18 protein-coding genes and 1 pseudogene are annotated in these 19,840 nt (G+C 74.6%); 9 read left to right on the top strand and 10 right to left on the bottom strand.

The window, feature by feature from the left end; translation table 11 throughout:
• Positions 1 to 45 precede the first annotated feature (45 nt).
• The 3 genes and pseudogenes from ADK41_RS43240 to ADK41_RS18315 form a co-directional block, all read left to right on the top strand.
• Positions 46 to 339: pseudogene (locus ADK41_RS43240) on the top strand (hypothetical protein); the annotation flags it as partial.
• A 140-nt stretch (positions 340 to 479) separates the two neighbouring features.
• Positions 480 to 1,352 carry a hypothetical protein gene (locus ADK41_RS18320; RefSeq protein WP_030822439.1) on the top strand — a complete coding sequence of 291 codons (873 nt, stop codon included), beginning with the start codon at positions 480 to 482 and terminating at the stop codon, positions 1,350 to 1,352.
• 175 nt (positions 1,353 to 1,527) lie between these two features.
• Complete coding sequence (locus ADK41_RS18315; protein ID WP_030822436.1) at positions 1,528 to 2,913, top strand: tannase/feruloyl esterase family alpha/beta hydrolase; 1,386 nt, start codon at positions 1,528 to 1,530, stop codon at positions 2,911 to 2,913.
• Between the two features lie 4 nt (positions 2,914 to 2,917).
• Here ADK41_RS18315 and ADK41_RS18310 read toward each other — a convergent pair whose 3' ends face one another.
• The gene (locus ADK41_RS18310) at positions 2,918 to 3,100 is read right to left on the bottom strand and encodes a hypothetical protein (protein ID WP_030822433.1); all 183 of its coding nucleotides are present in this window, start codon (positions 3,098 to 3,100) and stop codon (positions 2,918 to 2,920) included.
• Between the two features lie 333 nt (positions 3,101 to 3,433).
• Between ADK41_RS18310 and ADK41_RS18305 the strand changes: the two genes are divergently transcribed.
• Both ADK41_RS18305 and ADK41_RS18300 read left to right on the top strand, forming a co-directional pair.
• Complete coding sequence (locus ADK41_RS18305) at positions 3,434 to 6,250, top strand: DEAD/DEAH box helicase (protein ID WP_030822430.1); 2,817 nt, start codon at positions 3,434 to 3,436, stop codon at positions 6,248 to 6,250.
• Positions 6,247 to 7,566, top strand: a complete 1,320-nt coding sequence (locus ADK41_RS18300) for an SWF or SNF family helicase (RefSeq protein ID WP_051843035.1) — start codon at positions 6,247 to 6,249, stop codon at positions 7,564 to 7,566. Before ADK41_RS18305 ends, ADK41_RS18300 begins: the two co-directional genes overlap by 4 nt.
• Positions 7,567 to 7,678: 112 nt before the next feature.
• Here the strand turns inward: ADK41_RS18300 and ADK41_RS18295 are convergent, their stop codons facing one another.
• Positions 7,679 to 8,059, bottom strand: a complete 381-nt coding sequence (locus ADK41_RS18295) for a hypothetical protein (RefSeq protein ID WP_234318634.1) — start codon at positions 8,057 to 8,059, stop codon at positions 7,679 to 7,681.
• Positions 8,060 to 8,513: 454 nt separating this feature from the next.
• The gene (gene xylA / locus ADK41_RS18290) at positions 8,514 to 9,680 is read right to left on the bottom strand and encodes a xylose isomerase (protein ID WP_030822422.1); all 1,167 of its coding nucleotides are present in this window, start codon (positions 9,678 to 9,680) and stop codon (positions 8,514 to 8,516) included.
• Between the two features lie 113 nt (positions 9,681 to 9,793).
• On the opposite strand from xylA, the gene xylB reads away from it, so the two are divergent.
• Together xylB and ADK41_RS18280 are read left to right on the top strand one after the other, a co-directional pair.
• A complete protein-coding gene (gene xylB, locus ADK41_RS18285) occupies positions 9,794 to 11,239 on the top strand; it encodes a xylulokinase (RefSeq protein ID WP_030822419.1) in 1,446 nt (481 codons plus the stop codon).
• 149 nt (positions 11,240 to 11,388) lie between these two features.
• Positions 11,389 to 12,597, top strand: a complete 1,209-nt coding sequence (locus ADK41_RS18280) for an ROK family transcriptional regulator (protein ID WP_030822416.1) — start codon at positions 11,389 to 11,391, stop codon at positions 12,595 to 12,597.
• 25 nt (positions 12,598 to 12,622) lie between these two features.
• Here ADK41_RS18280 and ADK41_RS18275 read toward each other — a convergent pair whose 3' ends face one another.
• Positions 12,623 to 12,994 carry a DUF4180 domain-containing protein gene (locus ADK41_RS18275; RefSeq protein ID WP_030822413.1) on the bottom strand — a complete coding sequence of 124 codons (372 nt, stop codon included), beginning with the start codon at positions 12,992 to 12,994 and terminating at the stop codon, positions 12,623 to 12,625.
• Between the two features lie 114 nt (positions 12,995 to 13,108).
• On the opposite strand from ADK41_RS18275, the gene ADK41_RS18270 reads away from it, so the two are divergent.
• A complete protein-coding gene (locus tag ADK41_RS18270; RefSeq protein ID WP_030822410.1) occupies positions 13,109 to 13,504 on the top strand; it encodes a luciferase family protein in 396 nt (131 codons plus the stop codon).
• A 21-nt stretch (positions 13,505 to 13,525) separates the two neighbouring features.
• On the opposite strand, the gene ADK41_RS18265 is transcribed toward ADK41_RS18270, so the two are convergent.
• The 6 genes from ADK41_RS18265 to ADK41_RS18240 all read right to left on the bottom strand — a co-directional run bounded on the left by ADK41_RS18265 (position 13,526) and on the right by ADK41_RS18240 (position 18,794).
• Positions 13,526 to 13,720 carry a hypothetical protein gene (locus tag ADK41_RS18265; RefSeq protein ID WP_030822408.1) on the bottom strand — a complete coding sequence of 65 codons (195 nt, stop codon included), beginning with the start codon at positions 13,718 to 13,720 and terminating at the stop codon, positions 13,526 to 13,528.
• A 102-nt stretch (positions 13,721 to 13,822) separates the two neighbouring features.
• Positions 13,823 to 14,686 carry a phosphatidylinositol-specific phospholipase C/glycerophosphodiester phosphodiesterase family protein gene (locus ADK41_RS18260; protein WP_030822405.1) on the bottom strand — a complete coding sequence of 288 codons (864 nt, stop codon included), beginning with the start codon at positions 14,684 to 14,686 and terminating at the stop codon, positions 13,823 to 13,825.
• Between the two features lie 187 nt (positions 14,687 to 14,873).
• Entirely contained in the window at positions 14,874 to 15,950 is a 1,077-nt protein-coding gene (locus ADK41_RS18255) for an acyl-CoA dehydrogenase family protein (RefSeq protein WP_030822402.1), read from the bottom strand.
• The gene (locus ADK41_RS18250) at positions 15,947 to 17,128 is read right to left on the bottom strand and encodes an acyl-CoA dehydrogenase family protein (RefSeq protein ID WP_030822399.1); all 1,182 of its coding nucleotides are present in this window, start codon (positions 17,126 to 17,128) and stop codon (positions 15,947 to 15,949) included. The genes ADK41_RS18255 and ADK41_RS18250 overlap by 4 nt, the downstream gene beginning before the upstream one ends.
• Positions 17,125 to 18,102 (bottom strand): NADPH:quinone oxidoreductase family protein, encoded by a 978-nt coding sequence (locus ADK41_RS18245; protein WP_030822396.1) that lies wholly within the window; start codon positions 18,100 to 18,102, stop codon positions 17,125 to 17,127. The genes ADK41_RS18250 and ADK41_RS18245 overlap by 4 nt, the downstream gene beginning before the upstream one ends.
• A 116-nt stretch (positions 18,103 to 18,218) precedes the next feature.
• Positions 18,219 to 18,794 carry a helix-turn-helix domain-containing protein gene (locus ADK41_RS18240; protein ID WP_030822393.1) on the bottom strand — a complete coding sequence of 192 codons (576 nt, stop codon included), beginning with the start codon at positions 18,792 to 18,794 and terminating at the stop codon, positions 18,219 to 18,221.
• A gap of 74 nt (positions 18,795 to 18,868) precedes the next feature.
• On the opposite strand from ADK41_RS18240, the gene ADK41_RS18235 reads away from it, so the two are divergent.
• Entirely contained in the window at positions 18,869 to 19,816 is a 948-nt protein-coding gene (locus ADK41_RS18235; RefSeq protein WP_030822390.1) for an NAD(P)/FAD-dependent oxidoreductase, read from the top strand.
• Positions 19,817 to 19,840 lie beyond the last annotated feature (24 nt).

Below are 19,840 nucleotides of genomic sequence, written 5' to 3'. Positions count from 1 at the left end.
GATGTACGGTCGGCGACGACAATCGTGCCGGGGGCGGTGGACCGCATGTGGGGACGGGTTCGGGGGATCGGGAGCAGAGTGACCGGCGGTGCGCACCCGGAGGAGCGGGCCGTGCGGGAGGAACGTCCGCACGGTCTGTCCGAGGCCGCCGCGGTGTGCCTCTCGGCCTGCGCGGAGGACGATCGGGACCGGATCGACGGGGCGGCCGGCCGGGTGTCGCCGGAGGTCCTGTCGTTCGGGGTGGACGAGCCGGCGTGCCGGGCGGTGATCGCGCTCGCACGGGAGCGGGGCGAGTCCCCGCGGACGGTCGCGCGGGCGCTGCTGGGTCTTCCGGCCGCCCGAACCGTCCGCCGACGTGTGGTCGATTCGCCCCGTCCGGCCGGAGAACCGCAGCTCCGGGCGTGGCCGCGGGGTCGTGACAAGCGACTCGGGGTCGGCATAGGGTGCGCGCCGGTGGACGAACCGATGGGGAGGCTGGGATGGCCGGGACGGACGAGGAAGCCGTCGCCGCCGCGGACGACGCGCTCTATGTGCTCACGGCGGCGCTGCTGACGCCGGCGAAGTTCCCGAGCGTGCTGGGCGACGACTACCCGGAGGCGTGCGCGGCGCTCGGCCTTTTGCCTCTCGCCGACGGGTACGGGCTGGTGCTCGGCCAGGACGGCGAGGGCGCCCGGTGGACCGTCGTCGTCGACGACGTCTCGCTGGTCGCCGTCGCGATCGCGTCCTGGGACTGCGGGATGGAGCACGATCTGTCGCCGGACGGGCGCACGGTCGTCGCCGCGCTGCCCGGCTGGCCCCTCGCGGTGGCCGTCGCGGCGCCGGACGTGCCCGCGCCGCACGATCCCGGCCCGGACGCCGCGGACGGGCCCCCGCTGACCCCGCCGGACGCCGAGTCCTGGGGACCGGCCCAGCGCCGGCTGGGCGCCGACGAGATCGCGCTGCGGTGGGCGGTCTGGCGGGAGCAGGTCGACGACGCGGCGTTCCCGGCGCCGGACGGCTCGGCCCGGGCGGCCGACGGCGCGGAGGAGCCCGCGGAGGACGGCCGGACGGAGGAAGCGGGCGCCCGGCCGGACGGACGGCCGGGGCACAGCGGGATCCGGCGGGCACTGGCGGAGGCACGCGCGTACGTCGACTCGCCGCCGCCGCTCGGCCGGGTCCGCTCGTCCTTCGCCCCGGGCGGCGCGCGCACCCTGCGTGCCGACGGCCCCGGCTGGTCGCTGGTGGCCCGGACGGACGACATCGCGTTCGTCCTGCTGGACGAGGAGCCCGGCGAGGTCCTGCCGGTGGGCCGGGGCCCCGAGCTGCCGGGCCTGCTCGAAGCGCTCGACCGGATGGCCGTACGGCCGCTCTGAACGCACGCGGTCCGGAAGAGGCGCGCAGGAAGTGGGCGTGTGTGGAAACCCCACGTGCGGGCGCCGTGCCATGGGGCGCCAACCCATCGATGGCGTCGGGGGCGGGCCCTCACCATGGGGCAGTTCCGCCCTCTGCTCCACGTCCCCTTCCGCTGCTCGTCCTTTCGGAGGCCGTATGCGCCCCTCCCGTGGCGTTCCGTTGCTCGTCGCCGTCCTCACCTCGGCCGTTCTCACCGCTCCGACTCCGGCCGGCGCGGCCGAGGACGGCCACTGCGCGCACCAGGAACGTGTGCGCGTGCCGGGCGCCGCCCATCAGCGCAGTGCCTGTCTCGCCGATCTGACCACGGCGGGGCTGGCCGGCACGCCGTACACCGACATGACCGACCAGGCGGGGCTGACCGCCGCAGCCACCCGGTCGCCGTCCGGCGTGCCCGGGATGCAGATCGACGGCTACTTCCCGGACTCGTCCCGCTCCAACGACACCCACGGCTGGCGGCACGACGCCCAGTTCGTGATCCGGCTGCCCGACCGCTGGAACGGCGGACTGGTGGTCACCGGCGCGCCCGGCAACCGCAAGCAGTACGCGACCGACGAGGCGATCTCCGACCAGGTGCTGGCGCGGGGCTACGCCTATGCGGCGACCGACAAGGGCAACACCGGCGTCGACTTCCACCTCGACGGCGATCGTCCCGGTGACGCCGTCGCCGAGTGGAACGCGCGCACCACACAGCTCACCCGTGCCGCCCGGCGCGCGGTGGCCCGGCGCTACGGGCACGCCCCGCGCCGTACGTACATGACCGGCGTCTCCAACGGCGGCTACCTCACCCGCTGGCAGTTGGAGAACCGCCCGGAGCTGTACGACGGCGGAGTGGACTGGGAGGGCACCCTGTGGGCCGCCGAGGGGCGTCACCCGCTGCTCTCCCTTCCGGTGGCGGTGGCCCGGATGTACGGCAGGGCCACCGACGAGGACATGTACGCGGCGGGCTTCGCACGCGGATCCGAGTTCCTGTGGCCGTACCACGAGAAGGTCTACTGGGGGCTCACCCAGAAGATCTACCGCGCCGAGTTCGACCCGGACCACGACCCGGGCTGCCCCGGCCCCTCCGCCGGGTCGACGACGGAGCAGATCCTCGCGCCGTGCCCGTCCGACGCCGCCTACGACTACGCCTCGCGCCCCGCGTCCGTGCACCGTGCCGTCGAACGGGTGGCGCTCACCGGGCGGATCGGGCGGCCGATGATCACCCTGCACGGCGATCTGGACGCGCTGCTGCCCAAGGCCGTCGATTCCGACGTGTACGACGGCATGGTCGAGGCGAGCGGACGCGGGCGGATGCACCGCTACTACACGGTGCAGGACGGCACGCACGCCGACGGGCTGTACGACACCCATCCGGACCGGCTGCGGCCGATCCTGCCCTGCTACCGCTCGGCGTTCGACGCCCTGGTCGCATGGGTGGAGCGCGGAGTCGCGCCGCCCGCGGACCGGACGGTCGGCAGGCCCGCGGACGGCGACGTGGTCGACTCCTGCGCGCTGGGCTCCGGTGAGGCGGTGACGCCGTAGCGCCTCAGCGGCCCAGCTCCTTGCGCGAGACGCGGCGCAGCCTGCGCCGCTGTGCGGGGTCCAGGGCGAGGTACGCGGCGGCCGGAACTCCCAGGACGATCAGGAGCGCGGCCCACCAGGGCAGCCAGATGAGCAGGATCAGTCCGGCCGCCACACCCCCCGCGGCGATCTTGGCGTTCTTCGACATGAGTGTCGCCTCCTTCGCGGCCACTGCCGCTCTCTGCCGTGAAAACGGACCCGCGCCCGCGGCGGTTCCGGACCGCTACCCCGAGACGTCCCTGAGATACGCCCCCTAAGGTCTGCGGGAACGCGTCGTGCGCCTCCCATCCGGGAGGCGCACGACGCGTCTCCATGGTGACTCAGCTCACAGCGGGGGCATACCTGGCCGACGCCGCTCGTGCTGTATCCTCGGCGACTCCGGCTTCACTAGTCAAGTTTGAGGACTTCTGTCATCACCGCGCAGACGACTCCCCCGACGCCCCACCCCGCGCACCCCGCCCGCACCGCCCGCACCGAACAACTGGCCGGTTGTCCGGCCGTGTTCGTACCGGGTGACCCCGCCCGCACCGGTCGGGTCGCGTTCTGGCGGCCCGACGGCTCGCCTCCCCCGGCCGTGGACGCGGCGTCGGCCGAGGAGCTGACCGTCGTGGTGCCGGGCGACGACGGGATCGAGGCGGTACGTGTGCCCGCCGCCGTGCTGCCGGTACGCGACGCGCTCCCGTTCCTCACGCGTGCGCGTGCCGGTGGTGCGGCGCACCGGGCCACCCGGTTCTGGGGCGCCGCCGCCGTGCACGCCCTGCATCTGGTGGCGCGCGGCCTGCTGCTGCCCGGCCTCTCCCCCGCCGACCACGACGCCTGGCGCGTCGGCCCGCTGGGCGCGGAGGACGTCGAGGCGATCCGCCGGCTCGCCGCCGCGATGCCGCCCGAGGCGCACGCGACGCCGCTGGACGGCACCGGGCCGCCGCGACTGCCCGACCCCGAACGGCTGCTGCGCGCCTTCCTCGACGCGGTCGCCGACACCCTCCCCCGCTCCCCCGCCGCCCACCTCGTGACGGGCGCCGCCGCCTTCGCGGCACCTGAGCCGCAACGGCTGCCCGGACTGCGGGCCTGGGCCGCCGACGTCGCCGCCGGCCACGACGCCGGCGTACGGCTGTCCCTGCGGATCGAGGCGCGCGGGCTCACGGACACAGCCGACACCGCGGACGTGTCGTTCCGGGCCGTCCTCCAGATGCACGGCGTGAACGACCCCGCGCTCGTCGCGGACGCCGGCGAGGTGTGGGCCGGGGCCTTCGACGCGGCCTTCGGCTCCCGTGCGCGGATGGACGCCCTGCTCGCGCTCCGCCGTGCGGCGCGGGCCTGGGCGCCGCTCGCCCCCTTGCTGTCGGCGACCGTGCCGGACGCGGTGGACCTGGCGGAGGAGGAGATCGCCGAACTCCTCGGTGACGGCGGCCGGGTGCTCGCCGCTGCGGGCGTCGACGTGCACTGGCCCAGGGAACTGGTCCGCGAACTCACCACCCGCGCGGAGATCGGTCCCGCCGACGACGGCCCGGGGCCCGGGAGGAGCGGATCCGCGGACGGGCCGTCGTTCCTGTCCGCCGACGCGCTGCTCGCCTTCGACTGGTGGTTCGCCCTGGGCGACCGGCGGCTCACGCGCGAGGAGTTGGACCGGCTGGCCGAGGCGAACCGCCCCCTCGTACGGCTGCGCGACCAGTGGGTCCTGGTCGATCCGCGGGAACTGGCCCGGGCCCGTGCGCGCCAGGACCGCAAGATCACGCCGATCGACGCGCTCGGCGCGGCCCTGACGGGCTCCGTGGAGGTCGACGGCGGCCGGATCGAGGTCCGGCCCACCGGGTGGCCGGCGGCCCTGCGGGACCGGCTCGCGGCCCCCGAGGCGCAGGAGCCCGTCGAGCAGCCCGCCGCGCTCGCCGCCACACTGCGGGACTACCAGCGGCGCGGCCTGACCTGGCTGGCCCGGACGACCGCCCTGGGCCTGGGCTGCTGCCTCGCCGACGACATGGGGCTCGGCAAGACCATCACCCTGATCGCCCTGCACCTGCACCGCCAGAGCGATCCGGAGTCCGCGGGCCCCACTCTCGTGGTCTGCCCGACCTCCCTGATGGGCAACTGGCAGCGGGAGATCGAGCGGTTCGCGCCCGGCACCCCGGTGCGCCGCTTCCACGGCGCGCGGCGGACGCTGGACGACCTGGCCGACGGCGGGTTCGTGCTCACCACGTACGGCACCATGCGGCTGGACGCCCCCCGGCTCGCCGGGGTCCCCTGGGGCATGGTCGTCGCCGACGAGGCCCAGCACGTGAAGAACCCGTACTCCTCGACGGCCCGCCGGCTGCGTTCCCTCGGCGCACGCGCGCGCGTGGCGCTCACCGGCACGCCGGTGGAGAACAACCTGTCGGAACTGTGGGCGATCCTCGACTGGACGACCCCCGGCCTGCTGGGCCGGCTCGGCACCTTCCGGCGGCGGTACGCGGACGCCGTCGAGGGCGGGCAGGACCCGGCCGCGGCGGACCGGCTGGCCCGTCTGGTACGGCCGTTCCTCCTGCGCCGCCGCAAGTCGGACCCCGGGATCGCGCCCGAGCTGCCGCCCAAGACGGAGACCGATCACGCGGTGTCGCTCACCCAGGAGCAGACGGCGCTGTACGAGGCCGTGGTGCGCGAGGCGATGGCCGAGATCGCGGGCGCCGGCAGCATGGCGCGGCGCGGGCTGATCGTGAAGCTGCTGACCGGCCTGAAGCAGATCTGCAACCACCCGGCGCAGTTCCTCAAGGAGGAGCGGCCGGTGGTCGCCGGGAGGTCCGGGAAGCTGGAGCTGCTGGACGAACTCCTCGACACGGTCCTCACCGAGCGGGCCGGCGTCCTGGTCTTCACGCAGTACGTGCACATGGCGCGGCTGCTGGAACGGCATCTGGCCGCGCGGGGCGTGCCGACGCAGTTCCTGCACGGCGGCACGCCGGTCGCCGTGCGCGAGGCGATGGTGCGCCGTTTCCAGGACGGCGAGGTGCCGGTCTTCCTGCTGTCGTTGAAGGCGGCGGGAACCGGACTGAACCTCACCCGCGCGGAGCACGTCGTGCACTACGACCGCTGGTGGAACCCCGCTGTCGAGGCGCAGGCGACGGACCGCGCGTACCGCATCGGCCAGACCCGGCCGGTGCAGGTGCACCGCATCATCGCCGAGGGGACCGTCGAGGACCGCATCGCCGGACTGCTGGAGCGCAAGCGTGAGCTGGCCGAAGCGGTGCTCGGCTCCGGCGAGGCGGCGCTCACCGAACTGACCGACACCGAGCTGGCGGAGCTGGTCGAACTGCGAGGGGGACGGGGATGACCCGGTACGACGGTGACGGGGCCGACGCGGAGCGCACCTTCGCCGCGCTGCCGCCCGCGCGGGGGCGCGGTTTCGCGCGGACCTGGTGGGGCCGGGCCTGGCTGACGGCGCTGGAGGGCACGGCGCTGGACTCCGGGCAGCTCAAGGCGGGCCGCGGGCTCGCCCGCTCGGGCGCGGTCGGCGCGGTGTCCGTACGGCCGGGACGCGTCACGGCGGTCGTACAGGACCGGGACGGCACGGCCCACCGCGCGGACGTGCTGCTGCAGGAGCTGTCCGAGGAGCGGTGGGACCGTTTCCTGGCCATGGCCGTGGAGCGGGCCGGGCACGTCGCAGCGCTGCTCGACCGCGAGATGCCGACGCACCTGGTCGAGGACGCGGAGTCGGCCGGCGTCGAACTGCTGCCGGGCCCGGGCGATCTGGAGCCGGAGTGCGGCTGCGGCGCCTGGGACCACTGCGGTCACACGGCGGCGCTGTGCTATCAGGTGGCCCGGCTGCTGGACCAGGACCCGTTCGTCCTGCTGCTGGTGCGGGGGCGGGGCGAACGCGCCCTGCTGGACGCGCTCCAGGCCCGGGACGACGCGTCCGCCGGGCGGCCCGCCCAGGGCCCGGAGGGCGTGGACGCGGCCGAGGCCTACGCGGCCGGTGACATCCTGCCGTCGCTTCCCGACGCCCCCGCCCTCCCCTTCGAGCCGGGGACTCCGCCGTCGCTGGACGCGGAGGCGGAGCCCGCGGCCGGGATCGATCCGTCCGCGCTGGAGTTCCTGGCCGCCCGGACCGCCGTACAGGCCCACCGGATGCTGGCCCGGGCGCTCCGGGACGGGCACGAACGGCAGCCCGCGGAACCGGAACCGACCGTCGCGCGGGACGCGGTGCGGCTGGCCGCCGGGGAGCCCGGCGGCGCGGTGGCGGGGCGGCTCGCCGAGGGGTCGGGGCGTGGCCGGGAAGGGCTGGCCGTGGCCGTACGGGCCTGGCGGCACGGCGGTACGGCGGCCCTGGCCGTGCTCGACGAGGAGTGGATCGTGGAGGGCGAACGGCTGGCACGCGCGCGTGCCGCCCTCGACTCGGCGTGGGACGAGGACGAACGGCCGGCGCTTCGGGCCCGGGCCAACCGGTGGACGGTGGTCGGCGCACCCGTCCAGCTGCGCCTGGGCCGCGAGGGCCGCTGGTGGCCGTACCGCGAGGAACGCGGCCGGTGGATCCCGGCGGGGGATTCCTCCCCGGACCCGGCGACGGCCCTGGCCACGGCGGGGCGCGCACCTGGAAGTCAGCCGCCGGCGAAACCGTCACCGCACCAAAGCCATGACCGGCCCCAGTAGCCCTACCGCGAGGAACACGGTCGCCGGGCACCGGCAGGAGTTCCCGCAGGGGTCCGGCGACGGCCTCGGCCGAGGGCCTCTCCGGGGAGTGACCGTGTCTCGTGCGGTGTCGTCAGGGCAGTTCCACGTCGTCCAGGGACGGCAGGAGCGACTCCAGGCCGCTCGGCAGCTCGCTCGGGAGCTCGGACGGCAGCTCCGTGGGGAAACCGGAGGGGAGGCGGCTCGGGAGACCGCTGGGGAGCTCGGAGGGGATGCCCGGCGACGGAGCGGGTGAGCCGCCGGTGCCCGTGCTGCTCCCGGTGGGCTCCTTGGCCGGCGAGTCGTCGTCACCCGTGGCCGTCAGGACGACGAGGGACACGGCCGCGATGGCGACGACGGCGAGCAGAAGGAGCACGGGCCTGCGCCCGCCGGGAGGGCGGGGCGGCGGCGCGCCGTCGTTCGCGGGTGGTCCGAGACTGCCGCCGTCCGGCGGCCGGGGCGGTGCGGGTGGCATGTCCCTGCACACCATGGTCGCCGCGCATACGGGGTCTGCGCGAGGACTTCGCGCGGAAGTCGATACGGACTCAGGGCACGGGCGCCATGCCCACGGCGTACCCCACGCGGAACGCGTGCCCGGAACAGTGCCGTCCTCGCGGCGGGCCCGACCCGTACCGCTCGCGTGCGCCACACGGTCGTACCGCGCGAGGGCGCGCCCGCGGGATGCGTACCGGGCCGGCTCGGGCCGCGCCGTCCCGCGCGGGACGTCGCCGCCGGGAGGTCGGCCCGGGCACGTGCCACCGCGCGCGTGATTCCGCGCGGTCGTCGCGTCGGCCACGACCGGGGGCGAACCACACGTGGGGGCGCGGCCGTCCCGCCATCGCGCGGGGAGCGGCCGTCCCGGACGTGTGCGCGAGGGCGCGGCCGTCCCGTGGCAGAAGTGGGACGGCCGCGCCCTCGCGGTCGGGGGCTCAGCCCCGGGCGCCCAGCAGGTGGTCCATCGCCAGCTGGTCCAGGCGCTCGAAGGCCATGCCCCGCGCGGCGGCCTCGTCGGCGTCGAAGTCCTCGAAGGCGGAGCGGTCGTCGAGCAGGGCCTGGAGGCCGTCGGCCGCCGTGGGCTGGGCCAGCTGGTCCAGCCGGGCCGCGCGCAGCGCCTCCTGCACCTCCGGGTCCGAGCGGAACGCGGCCGCGCGCTCCTTGAGGATCAGGTAGTTGCGCATGCAGCCGGCCGCCGAGGCCCACACGCCGTCGAGGTCCTCGGTCCGCGGCGGCTTGAAGTCGAAGTGCCGCGGGCCCTCGTACCCGGCCGACTCCAGCAGGTCCACCAGCCAGAACGCGGCCCGCAGGTCGCCCGCGCCGAAGCGGAGGTCCTGGTCGTACTTGATGCCGGACTGGCCGTTGAGGTCGATGTGGAAGAGCTTGCCCGCCCACAGCGCCTGCGCGATGCCGTGCGGGAAGTTCAGCCCGGCCATCTGCTCGTGGCCGACCTCCGGGTTGACGCCGTACAGCTCCGGGCGCTCCAGGCGCTCGATGAACGCCAGGGCGTGGCCGATGGTGGGCAGCAGGATGTCGCCGCGCGGCTCGTTCGGCTTGGGCTCGATGGCGAAGCGGATGTCGTACCCCTGGGCGGTGACGTACTCGCCGAGCAGGTCGAAGGCCTCCTTCATGCGGTCGAGGGCGTCCCGCACGTCCTTGGCGCCGCCGGACTCGGCACCCTCACGACCGCCCCAGGCCACGTAGGTCTGCGCGCCGAGCTCGACCGCGAGGTCGATGTTGCGGATGGTCTTGCGCAGCGCGTAGCGGCGCACGTCACGGTCGTTCGCGGTGAACCCGCCGTCCTTGAACACCGGGTGGGTGAACAGGTTGGTGGTGGCCATCGGCACCTTCATGCCGGTGTCGTCCAGCGCCTGCCGGAACCGCTTGATGTGCTCCTCGCGCTCGCTGTCGCTCGAGCCGAAGGGGATGAGGTCGTCGTCGTGGAACGTGACGCCGTGGGCGCCCAGCTCGGCCAGGCGCCGCACCGACTCGGCCGGGTCGAGGGCCCGCCGCGTGGCGTCGCCGAAGGGGTCCCGTCCCTGCCAGCCGACGGTCCACAGTCCGAAGGTGAACTTGTCCTCGGGGGTGGGCTGGTAGTTCATGCCGCGGCTCCTTGCTCGCTGAGGCTATTTCGTCATGGCGGTTTACAAATTAGTATGCAGGAACATTTCTGGGAAGAGACACACCCCGCCGCGTGCGGAAGAGGGAGAGACCGATGTCAGCAGCCGAGGGACCGCTCGTCGTCGGCGTGGACACATCCACCCAGTCCACCAAGGCGCTGGTCGTCGACGTGGCCACCGGCCGGATCGTCGCGAGCGGCCAGGCCCCGCACACGGTGACCTCGGGGGCCGGCCGGGAGAGCGATCCGCGCCAGTGGTGGGACGCCCTGTCCGAGGCGCTGCGCCAGTGCGGCCCGGCGGCGCACGAGGCCGCCGCGGTGTCGATCGGCGGGCAGCAGCACGGCCTGGTCACCCTGGACGGGCACGGCGAGCCGGTCCGCCCCGCCCTGCTGTGGAACGACGTGCGTTCCGCGCCGCAGGGCCGCCGGCTGATCGAGGAGCTGGGCGGCGCGAAGTTCTGGGCCGAGCGCACCGGAAGCGTGCCGACCGCCTCCTTCACGGTCACCAAGTGGGCCTGGCTGGCGGAGCACGAGCCGGACGCGGTGCGCGCCACCAAGGCGGTCCGCCTCCCGCACGACTACCTCACCGAGCGGCTCACCGGGCAGGGCACGACCGACCGCGGCGACGCGTCCGGCACCGGATGGTGGGCTTCGGGGACGGAGGCGTACGACGAGGAGATCCTCGCGCACGTGGGACTCGACCCGGCGCTGCTGCCGCGCGTGGTGCGCCCCGGGGAGGTCGCCGGGACCGTGCGCGACGGCCACGACCTGCCGTTCTCCAAGGGGACCCTGGTGGCGTGCGGCACCGGTGACAACGCCGCCGCCGCGCTGGGCCTCGGGGCGCGCCCCGGCACGCCGGTGATGAGCCTCGGCACCTCGGGCACCGTGTACGCGGTGACGCAGCGCAGGCCGTCCGATCCGACCGGCACGGTGGCGGGGTTCGCCGACGCGCGCGGTGACTGGCTGCCGCTGGCCTGCACGCTCAACTGCACGCTGGCCGTGGACCGGGTCGCGGCGCTGCTGAACCTGGACCGCGAGGCCGTCGAACCCGGGCGCGGTGTCACGCTGCTGCCCTTCCTGGACGGCGAGCGCACCCCGAACCTCCCCCGCTCCTCCGGCCTGCTGCACGGGCTGCGCCACGACACCACCGGCGGCCAGCTGCTCCAGGCCGCCTACGACGGCGCCGTGTACTCCCTGCTGGCCGCGCTCGACCTCGTCCTCGACGAGGACGCCGACCCGTCGGCGCCCCTGCTGTTGATCGGCGGCGGCGCCCGGGGCACCGCCTGGCAGCAGACCGTGCGGCGGCTGTCGGGACGCTCGGTGCAGGTGCCACGGGCCAAGGAACTGGTCGCGCTCGGTGCGGCGGCGCAGGCCGCCGGGCTGCTCACCGGGGAGGACCCGGCCGCGGTCGCCCGGCGCTGGGACACGGCGGCGGGCCCGGTGCTGGAGGCCGTGGAGCGGGACGAGGAGACGCTGGCCGGGCTGGCCGGGGTACTCTCCGACGCGGCCCCGCTGCTGAACCGCGGCACGACCGCCGACTGACGGCGCCCACCGGCACGGCGCCGACCGCCCGTGCCCGCCCTCCGGCGCCGACCGGGGGGCACGGGCCCGCCGGCACCGGCCCACAGGCCGATCAGCCGCAGCGGCCGTCAGCGCACCGACGACCGCGGAGAACGAGGAACGACGGAGGAATGAGCGCACCGCTGCACAAGGCCCGCCCGGCCGGTCCGGGGCGCGCGTTGCCCGACACCCAGCAGGGCATGCGCCGCCGCAACCTCTCGCGGGTGATGCACACCGTCAGCGCCGAGGGGCCGCTGTCCCGGGCCGCCGTCGCCTCCCGCATCGGCCTGACCCGCGCGGCGGTGTCCACGCTGGTCGACGAACTCATCCGCTCGGGCCTGCTGGAGGAACTGGGACCCGAGCGGCCCGGACGCGTGGGCCGTCCCGGCTCGGCGCTCGCCGTCAGCGGGCGCGGCCCCGCGGGGATCGGCGCCGAGATCGGCGTCGACCACCTCGCGGTCTGCGCGGTCGACCTGCGCGGACGGGTCCGGTCGCGGGCGGTGCGGCACGTCGCGAACCGGGACCGCTCCCCCGGACCGGTGCTCGGGGAGCTCACCGAGCTGACGGAGCGGGTCGTCGCCGAGGTGGAGGCCGAGGGCCTGTGGCCGGCGGGGCTCGCCGTGGCCGTACCGGGTCTGGTGGCGCGCGACGCCCGGACCGTCGTGCGCGCCCCGAACCTCGGCTGGCTCGACACGGACCTCGGCGACCTCCTCCCGGCGGGCCTGCCGCTCACCGTGGCCAACGAGGCCAACTTCGGCGCGCTGGCCGAACTGTGGCTCGGCGAGGGCACCCCGCGCGACTTCCTCCACGTGTCCGCCGAGATCGGCATCGGCGCCGCGGTCGTCGTGGACGGACGGCTGCTGCACGGGAACCGTGGTTTCGCGGGCGAGTTGGGCCATGTACCGGTACGGCCGGACGGACCGGAGTGCGCCTGCGGCGGACGGGGCTGCCTGGAGCAGTACGCCGGCGAGGAGGCGGTGCTGCGCGCGGCCGGACTGGAGCCGGGCGAGGACCGCGTCGGCCTCCTCGCGGGCCGCGCCGAGCAGGGCGATCCGGACGTACGACGCGCCCTGGAGGACGCGGGGACGGCGCTCGGGATCGCCCTGACCGGGGCGGTCAACCTGCTGGACCCCGAGAGCGTGGTGCTGGGCGGAGCCCTGTCCGGGCTCGCCCCCTGGCTGCTGCCGTCGCTCCGCTCCGAACTGGCCCGCCGTACCGCGGGGCCGGCCTGTCCCGTCTCCGTCTCCCCGCTGGGCCCCGAGGGCCCGCTGCTGGGCGCCGCGCACTCGGTGGTGCGGGGAGTCCTGGACGACCCGGCGGCGGTGGCCGAACGGGCCTGACGCGGACTGCCCGGGAGACCCGGGACTACCCGCGCGCGAGCCGCTCCTCGAGCTCCGCGCGGTCGGCCACGAACCACGTCCAAGTGCCGCGGTTCGACTCCCGCACGAAGTCGCGCAGGGCGTCGCTGCCTGCCACACGGGAGGCGATGTCTCCGACGATCACCAGCCGGATCCGGTAGTTGACGAACTTCTGCACCACGTCTCCGGCGACGCCCGAGCGCAGGGCGAAGAACTCGTCGGCCACCCGCTCGACGGGAACGGCCACCGCCTCCGCGTGGCAGCCCATGGCATCGCCGATCAGATCGAGGGCGGTGTCGCCGCCGCTCAGCTTCCGGCCGTCCCCGCCGCACAGGAGAACGGGAACGCCGTGCCAGGTCATCAGTCCGTCGGCCGTCATCACATGATCGTATGTCAGTTTTCCGCGGTGTCCCGGCGGTTCCACCACCTCACCGCTCGATTACGAATCGCCCAACTCCTGGTGTCCGGACGTCGAGCAGGTGACGATGAGGTCATGACACCGGCGCAGCGAGCCATGGAGAGACTGCTCACCTGGTCCGATCTCACGGCCTGTCCGGCCGGTTGCGGTACGGGGCAGGCGCTCCGCACCGCCCGTGACGAGATCGTCCACTTCCACTCCGCGCGGGACGTGGACCTCCACCTCACCCGTCGCGCCATCCAGCGCTTCCACTACGACCTGGGCGGGTCGAGCGCGATACAGCTGGTGCCGAACTCCTGCTGGGTGACGGTGCATCTGGACTGTGCCACGGACGTGGACCTGCTGCTGAGCCTGGTGAGCGTCGCCCTCAAAGCGCACCAGAACACACCCCCGCCCGCACCGCCGGCACCGGCGGGGTGCAACTTCCACCGCGTCACCGTGCTGCCGCGGGACGCGGTCGCCGACCGCTGAACCGCGCCCGGTGCGGTGGCCTCACGGCCGCAGACCGCCGACGATGTCGGCGGTCGCCGTGAGGCCGCTGTGGATCGTGGGCGCGATGCTCGTGCCGGCCAGGTAGAAACCGAGCAGCAGACAGACCAGCGCGTGGGAGATCTTCAGCCCGCTGTTGCGCAGGAAGATCACCGCAAGGACCGAGAGCAGCAGCACCACAGAGATGGAAATGGCCATCGTCAACCTCCTCCGCCACATCCGTTTCGCGGCGTTCGGCCGCAAGTGTGGCGTAGCGGAGGGTTCGTCCGGGCTGCTGACCTGTCCCCCGAACGTGTGGTGTCACACCCGCCGGTGGGCGTCGAGGAAGGATTCCAGGCCCGCGAGGTCGTCGGTGTTGAGGTGGTCGACGTCCGCCGCCACCAGTTCGCCCCAGAGCGCGTCGCGGGCGGGGCCCGGCAGGTCGGGGGTGGCCCAGAACCGCACCCGCTGCCCGCGCGCGTGGGCGGCGCCCACGATGTCGCGCAGTTTCCGGCGCTCCGCGGCCGGGAAGGCTCCGACGCCCCGCCAGGTGAAGTTGAGCTCCCAGTTGTCGCTGATCAGGGGGGTGAAGGAGGCCGGCGCGGTGCTGCCGAGGTCGGTGAGCCGGCCGTCGTAGAAGGCGCGGCGGACCCGCTGGGCCTCCATGGGGGCACGGGCCGCGCGGTCGCCGGAGACGACGACGGTGACCGGTCCGGGCAGCACCCGGCCGTGGGCGTACGTGGTGAGCAGGCGCCGGTAACGGCGCAGACGGCGGTCGAGTTCGAGGTAGGTGGAGGCGCCCTCGGTCTTGATGTCGACCAGCAGGTGGAGCGGTCCGCGGTGACCGCGGTACACCGAACCACGGTGGGCGCGGACCCGGGCGGCGAGCGGGTCGAGGTAGAGGGACTCGAGGGTGCGGGACGGGTCGAGGTCCTCGGGGTCGTGGGCGACGAGGAGTTGGCCGCCGACCAGGTGGATGTCGGCCTCGACGCTGCCGAAGCGGTGGTCGAGGGCGTCGAGGAGGGGACGGGGGTGCTCGTAGTCGTTGTGGGCGTGGGCCCGCCACAACGGGCGTGGGCGGTGACCGTGTTCGCCGGCCGACGCCCGGGGCGCGGGGAGGGCGGCCGAGCCGGCGAGGGCGGCGCCGAGGGTGGTGAGGGCTCTGCGACGGGTGGTGAGGGCCATGCTCTGCCTCCCTGGAAGGGCCGTACGGGACCATGCGGAGTATGAGGCCCACGGCCGGCCGACGAGCAGGGTGGTGCGGGGAGTTGACCGGTCCTTCGTCGGTCGTTCACCTCGCCGGGGCGGGTCGCGCGCAGAAGCCCGCCCCCGGAGGGGCGGGCTTCTCCCGTGGTGCGACCGGTGCGACCGGTCAGGGCGCGCGCAGGTCGACCAGTTCGGCGAGTGCCTCGCGGTGGGCGCCCGCCGTGCCGTAGGCGATCGAGTCGGCCTTGGCCCGCTTGAGGTGCAGGTGCACCGGGTGTTCCCAGGTCATGCCGATGCCGCCGTGCAGTTGCAGCGCCTCCTCGGCGGCCCGGACCGCGACGGGCGCGGCGTAGGCCTGGGCGACGGCGACCGCCACGTCGGCGTCCTCGCCGGCCGCGAGCGCGTCGGCGGCGCCCCGGGCGGCGGCGCGGAGGCTGACGGTCTCCAGCCACAGCTGGGCGAGCCGGTGCTTGAGGGCCTGGAAGCCGCCGACAGGGCGGTTGAACTGCGTGCGGTCCTTCAGGTGGCGGACGGTCTCCGTCAGCGACCAGTCGGCGAGGCCGAGTTGCTCCGAGGCGAGCAGTCCGGCGCCGGCCCGCAGGGCGCGGTGCACGGCGGTCTCCGTGTCGCCCAGCCTGCGCCCGGGCGCGCCGTCCAGGACCACCCGGGCCACCGGGCGGGTCAGGTCCAGGGAGACCTGCGGGAGGACGGTGACCGCGTCGGCCCGCACCGCGTACAGTCCGCCGTCGTCGGCCGGTACGAGCAGGACGCCGGCGACGGCGGCGTCCGCGATGCCGGTCAACTCCCCGTGCAGCGCGCCGTCCGCCGCCCGTACGGTGGCGAACGCGGCGCCGGGAGCGGTGTGCAGGCCGACGGCGAGGACGCCGATCCCGCGCCCGGACGCCAGCTCGGCGAGCAGGTCGTCGCCGTCCCGGCAGGCCAGCAGCGCCTCGGTGGCCACCACGGCGCTCGTCAGATACGGCACGGGAGCGACCGCGCGTCCCAACTCCTCCAGCACGACGGCGGCTTCGCGGTGGGTGGCGCCCTGGCCGCCCCGGTCCTCGGGGACCAGCAGACCGGCGAGCCCCATGCCGTCGGCGAGTGTCTTCCACAGGGACGAATCGTGCGGGGCGTCCGACTCGGTACGGGCGATCACACCCGCCGCGTCGCAGTGGTCGGCGAGCAGGTCCCGGACGGCGGCGCGCAGCGCCTCTTCCTCCTCCGAGTACAGGAGATCGCTCATCGGGCCAGGTCCTTCCATGCGACGTCCTTGTCGGTGCGCGGCTCGGCGGGCAGGCCCAGGACGCGCTCGGCGACGATGTTCAGCAGGACCTCGCTGGTCCCGCCCTCGATGCTGTTGCCCTTGGAGCGGAGGTAGCGGTAGCCGGCGTCGCGGCCGGTGAAGTCGACCAGTTCGGGCCGGCGCATGGTCCAGTCGTCGTACAGCAGGCCCTCCTCACCCCTCAGTTCCACCTCCAGGCCGCTGATCTCCTGGTTGAGGCGGGCGAAGGCGAGCTTCATGCCGGCGCCCTCGGGGCCGGGCTGTCCGGCGACGAGCTGCTGGCGCAGGCGCTCGCCGGTGAGCCGGGCGACCTCCGCCTCGACCCAGAGCTTCAGCAGCCGCTGGTGCAGGTCGTGGGTGCGCAGTTCGGGCCGTTCGCGCCAGGTCTTCGAGACCGGGCCGATCATGCCGCCCTCGCGGGGCAGCCGCATGCCTCCGATGGCGACGCGTTCGTTGTTCAGGGTGGTCTGCGCGACCCTCCAGCCGTCGCCGACCTCTCCGAGACGGTGGGCGTCGGGGACGCGGACGCCGGTGAGGAAGACCTCGTTGAACTCGGCCTCACCGGTGATCTGGCGCAGTGGCCGCACCTCGACACCGGGGTCGGTCATGTCGCACACGAAGTACGTGATGCCCCGGTGCTTGGGCACGTCCGGGTCGGTGCGGGCGATGAGGATGGCCCAGCGGGCGAGGTGGGCGCTGGACGTCCACACCTTCTGCCCGTTCACCACCCAGTGCTCGCCCTCCCGGACGGCACGGGTGCCGAGCGCCGCCAGGTCGGAGCCGGCGCCCGGCTCGCTGAAGAGCTGGCACCAGACCTCCTCGCCGGTCCACAGGGGCTTCAGGAAGCGCCGCTTCTGCTCCTGCGTGCCGTACTGGAGGATCGTCGGCGCGGCCATGCCCAGGCCGATGCCGATGCGGCGCGGGTCGTTGTCGGGGGCCCCGGCGGCCTCCAGTTCGGCGTCCACGACGGCCTGGAGCGAGCGCGGGAGACCGAGTCCGCCGAGCCCCTCGGGGAAGTGCACCCAGGCGAGCCCGGCGTCGAAGCGGGCGCGCAGGAAGTCGAGGCGGCCGGTGTCGGCCGGCGGGTGCGCGGACAGGAACTCCCGGGTGCGGCGGCGCAGTGCGGCGGCGTCGGTCATGCGGCGGCTCCGTTCTCCGGCGAGGGCAGCACGGCGACGCGCCCGGTGGTGACACCGTCCGCGACCCGCTGCACGGCGTCGGCGGCCCCGGCGAGCGGCACCCGCTCGCTCACCAGCGGCTTGATCGCGCCGCGCGCGGCGAGGTCGGTGAGCTGTTCGTGGCAGTGCCGGACCAGCTCGGGGTTCCTGGTGTTGTAGAGGCCCCAGTGCAGGCCGAGGATCGCGTAGTTCTTGACGAGGGCGTGGTTCAGGGCGGGGCTCGGGATGGACCCGCTCGCGAAGCCGACGACGACGATCCGGCCCTCGAAGGCGACGGCCTTGGCGGACTGTGCGTAGGCCGGGCCGCCGACGGGGTCGTAGACCACGTCGGCGCCCCGGCCGCCGGTGGCCTCCTTCACGGCGGCGACGACGTCCCGCTCGCGCCGGTCGATCACCACGTCGCAGCCCAGCTCACGGGCGACGGACGCCTTCGCGGCCCCGCCGACCACACCGATGACGGTGGCGCCCGCCGCCTTGCCGAGCTGCACGGCCGCACTGCCGACCCCTCCCGCGGCGGCGTGCACGAGCAGGGTCTCGCCGGCCTCCAGACCGGCCCTGCGGTGCAGGCCGAACCAGCCGGTCTGGTAGCCGATGTGCAGGGCGGCGGCCTCGGCGTCGTCCAGTGCGTCGGGCGCGGGCAGCAGCGCGGCGGCGTCCGCGACGGCGTACTCGGCGAAGCCGCCGCAGGGCAGTACGGGGTTGGCGATCACGCGGCGCCCGTCCTCGGTCTCGCCGCAGATCTCCACGCCGGGCGTGAACGGCAGCGGCGGCCTGACCTGGTACTGGCCCCGGCACATCAGCGCGTCCGGGAAGTTGACGTTGGCGGCGCGCACCTTCAGCAGGACCTGCCCGTCACCGGGCGCCGGGCGCGCCGCCTCCGCGAGTCGCATCACCTCGCCCGGCTCGCCGAGCTCGTGCACTTGCCATGCCTGCATGCGGGGCCTCCACGGGAGCGTGAACGTCGTGTTCGCCTGACCGGGTCCACCGCATACTAAGCGGTCGCTTGCCGATCGGGGAACCGTCTCGCCCCGCACACCGCGATTCCCGTCCGTCACGACCGCCTGGGCCGCGCCCGCACGTGCATCCGCTCCCCCTGCGGCCCGAACAGGCTGAGGAACTCCACGGGCCCCTCCCCCGTCGACCCGAACCAGTGCGGCACGCGCGTGTCGAACTCGGCCGCCTCCCCCGCCGCCAGCACCACGTCGTGCTCGCCGAGCACCAGCCGCAGCTTCCCGGACAGCACGTACAGCCACTCGTAGCCCTCGTGGGTACGCGGTTCGGGTGCGAGTCTCCGCTCCGGTTCCAGCACCTTGTACGCCTGGAGGCCGCCGGGCTGACGGGTGAGCGGCCAGTGGGTACGGCCGTAGCGCCGGATCGGCTCGGACGCGCGGATGCGCGGGTCGCCGACCGGCGGCGCGCCGACCAGTTCGTCCAGCGGGACCTGGTGGGCCTGCGCGATCGGCAGCAGCAGTTCCAGACTGGGTTTGCGCAGTCCCGACTCCAGCCGGGAGAGGGTGCTCACGGAGATGCCGGTCGCCTCGGACAGCGCCGCGAGGGTCACCTCCCGCTCCTTCCTGATCCGGCGCAGCCGGGGGCCCACTTCCGCGAGGACGTCGTCCGTAGTCATACGGATATTGCAGGTTCGGCAAAGTTGTTTGTCAATACGGCAGTGCCCGGGCGACTGTCGTGAAGGAGGTGGTCATGATGAACGAGACATTCGGAAGCGAGACGTACGACGTGGTCGTCGTGGGCGGCGGGGCGGCGGGACTGTCCGCCGCGCTGGTGCTCGGCCGGGCCCGGCACCGCACGCTGGTCGTCGACGCGGGCGAGCCCCGCAACGCGCCCTCGTCCCACATGCAGGGCTATCTGTCCCGGGACGGGATGGCGCCGGCCGAGTTCCTGGCACTGGGCCGGGAGGAGATCGCGCGCTACGGCGTGGAGCTCGTCCGGGGCCGGGTCACGGACGTCACCGGGGACGGGGACTTCACCGTCGTACTCGACAAGGGACCGGCCGTACGGGCCCGGCGGCTGGTCGTCGCCACCGGGCTGAAGGACGAGATGCCCGCGGTCCCCGGGGTCGCCGAGCGGTTCGGGCGGGACGTGCTGCACTGTCCGTTCTGCCACGGCTGGGAGGTGCGCGACGAGCCGTTCGGTGTGCTCGCGTCGAGCGCGGCGAGCGTGCACCAGGCGCTGATGGTGTCCCAGTGGTCGAAGGACGTCGTCTTCTTCCTGCACCGGGTCGCCGAGGAGGAACTGTCCGACCAGGACCTGCGCCGGCTGGCCGCCGCCGGGGTCGAGGTGGTGCCCGGCGAGGTCGCGGAACTGGTGGTCGAGGACGACCGGCTCACCGGGGTGCGGCTGGCCGACGGCACCGTCCACGCCCGCTCCGTGCTCTTCGTCGGGCCGCGCCCGGTGCCGCGGACGAGTCTGCTGGAGCGGCTGGGCGCCGAGATGAACGAGACCCCGTTCGACACGTACCCGGTGATCGACTCGACCGGCCTGACCACGGTGCCCGGGGTCTGGGCCGCGGGCAATCTGATCGGTTTCTCCGAGCAGGTGGTGCACGCGGCGAGCGGCGGCTACCGTGCGGCGGCCGCGATCGTCGGGGACCTGCTGATGGCCGACCTGGACGCCGCGCTGAACGGGTAGGCGCCGGGCGGCGGGGGTGTGGAG

Origin of the sequence: Streptomyces caelestis (genome assembly GCF_001279005.1) — a bacterium.
GTDB lineage: Bacteria > Actinomycetota > Actinomycetes > Streptomycetales > Streptomycetaceae > Streptomyces > Streptomyces heliomycini.
The sequence above is the reverse complement of the archived record's forward strand: the minus strand, read 5'-3'. Positions and strand labels throughout refer to the sequence as shown.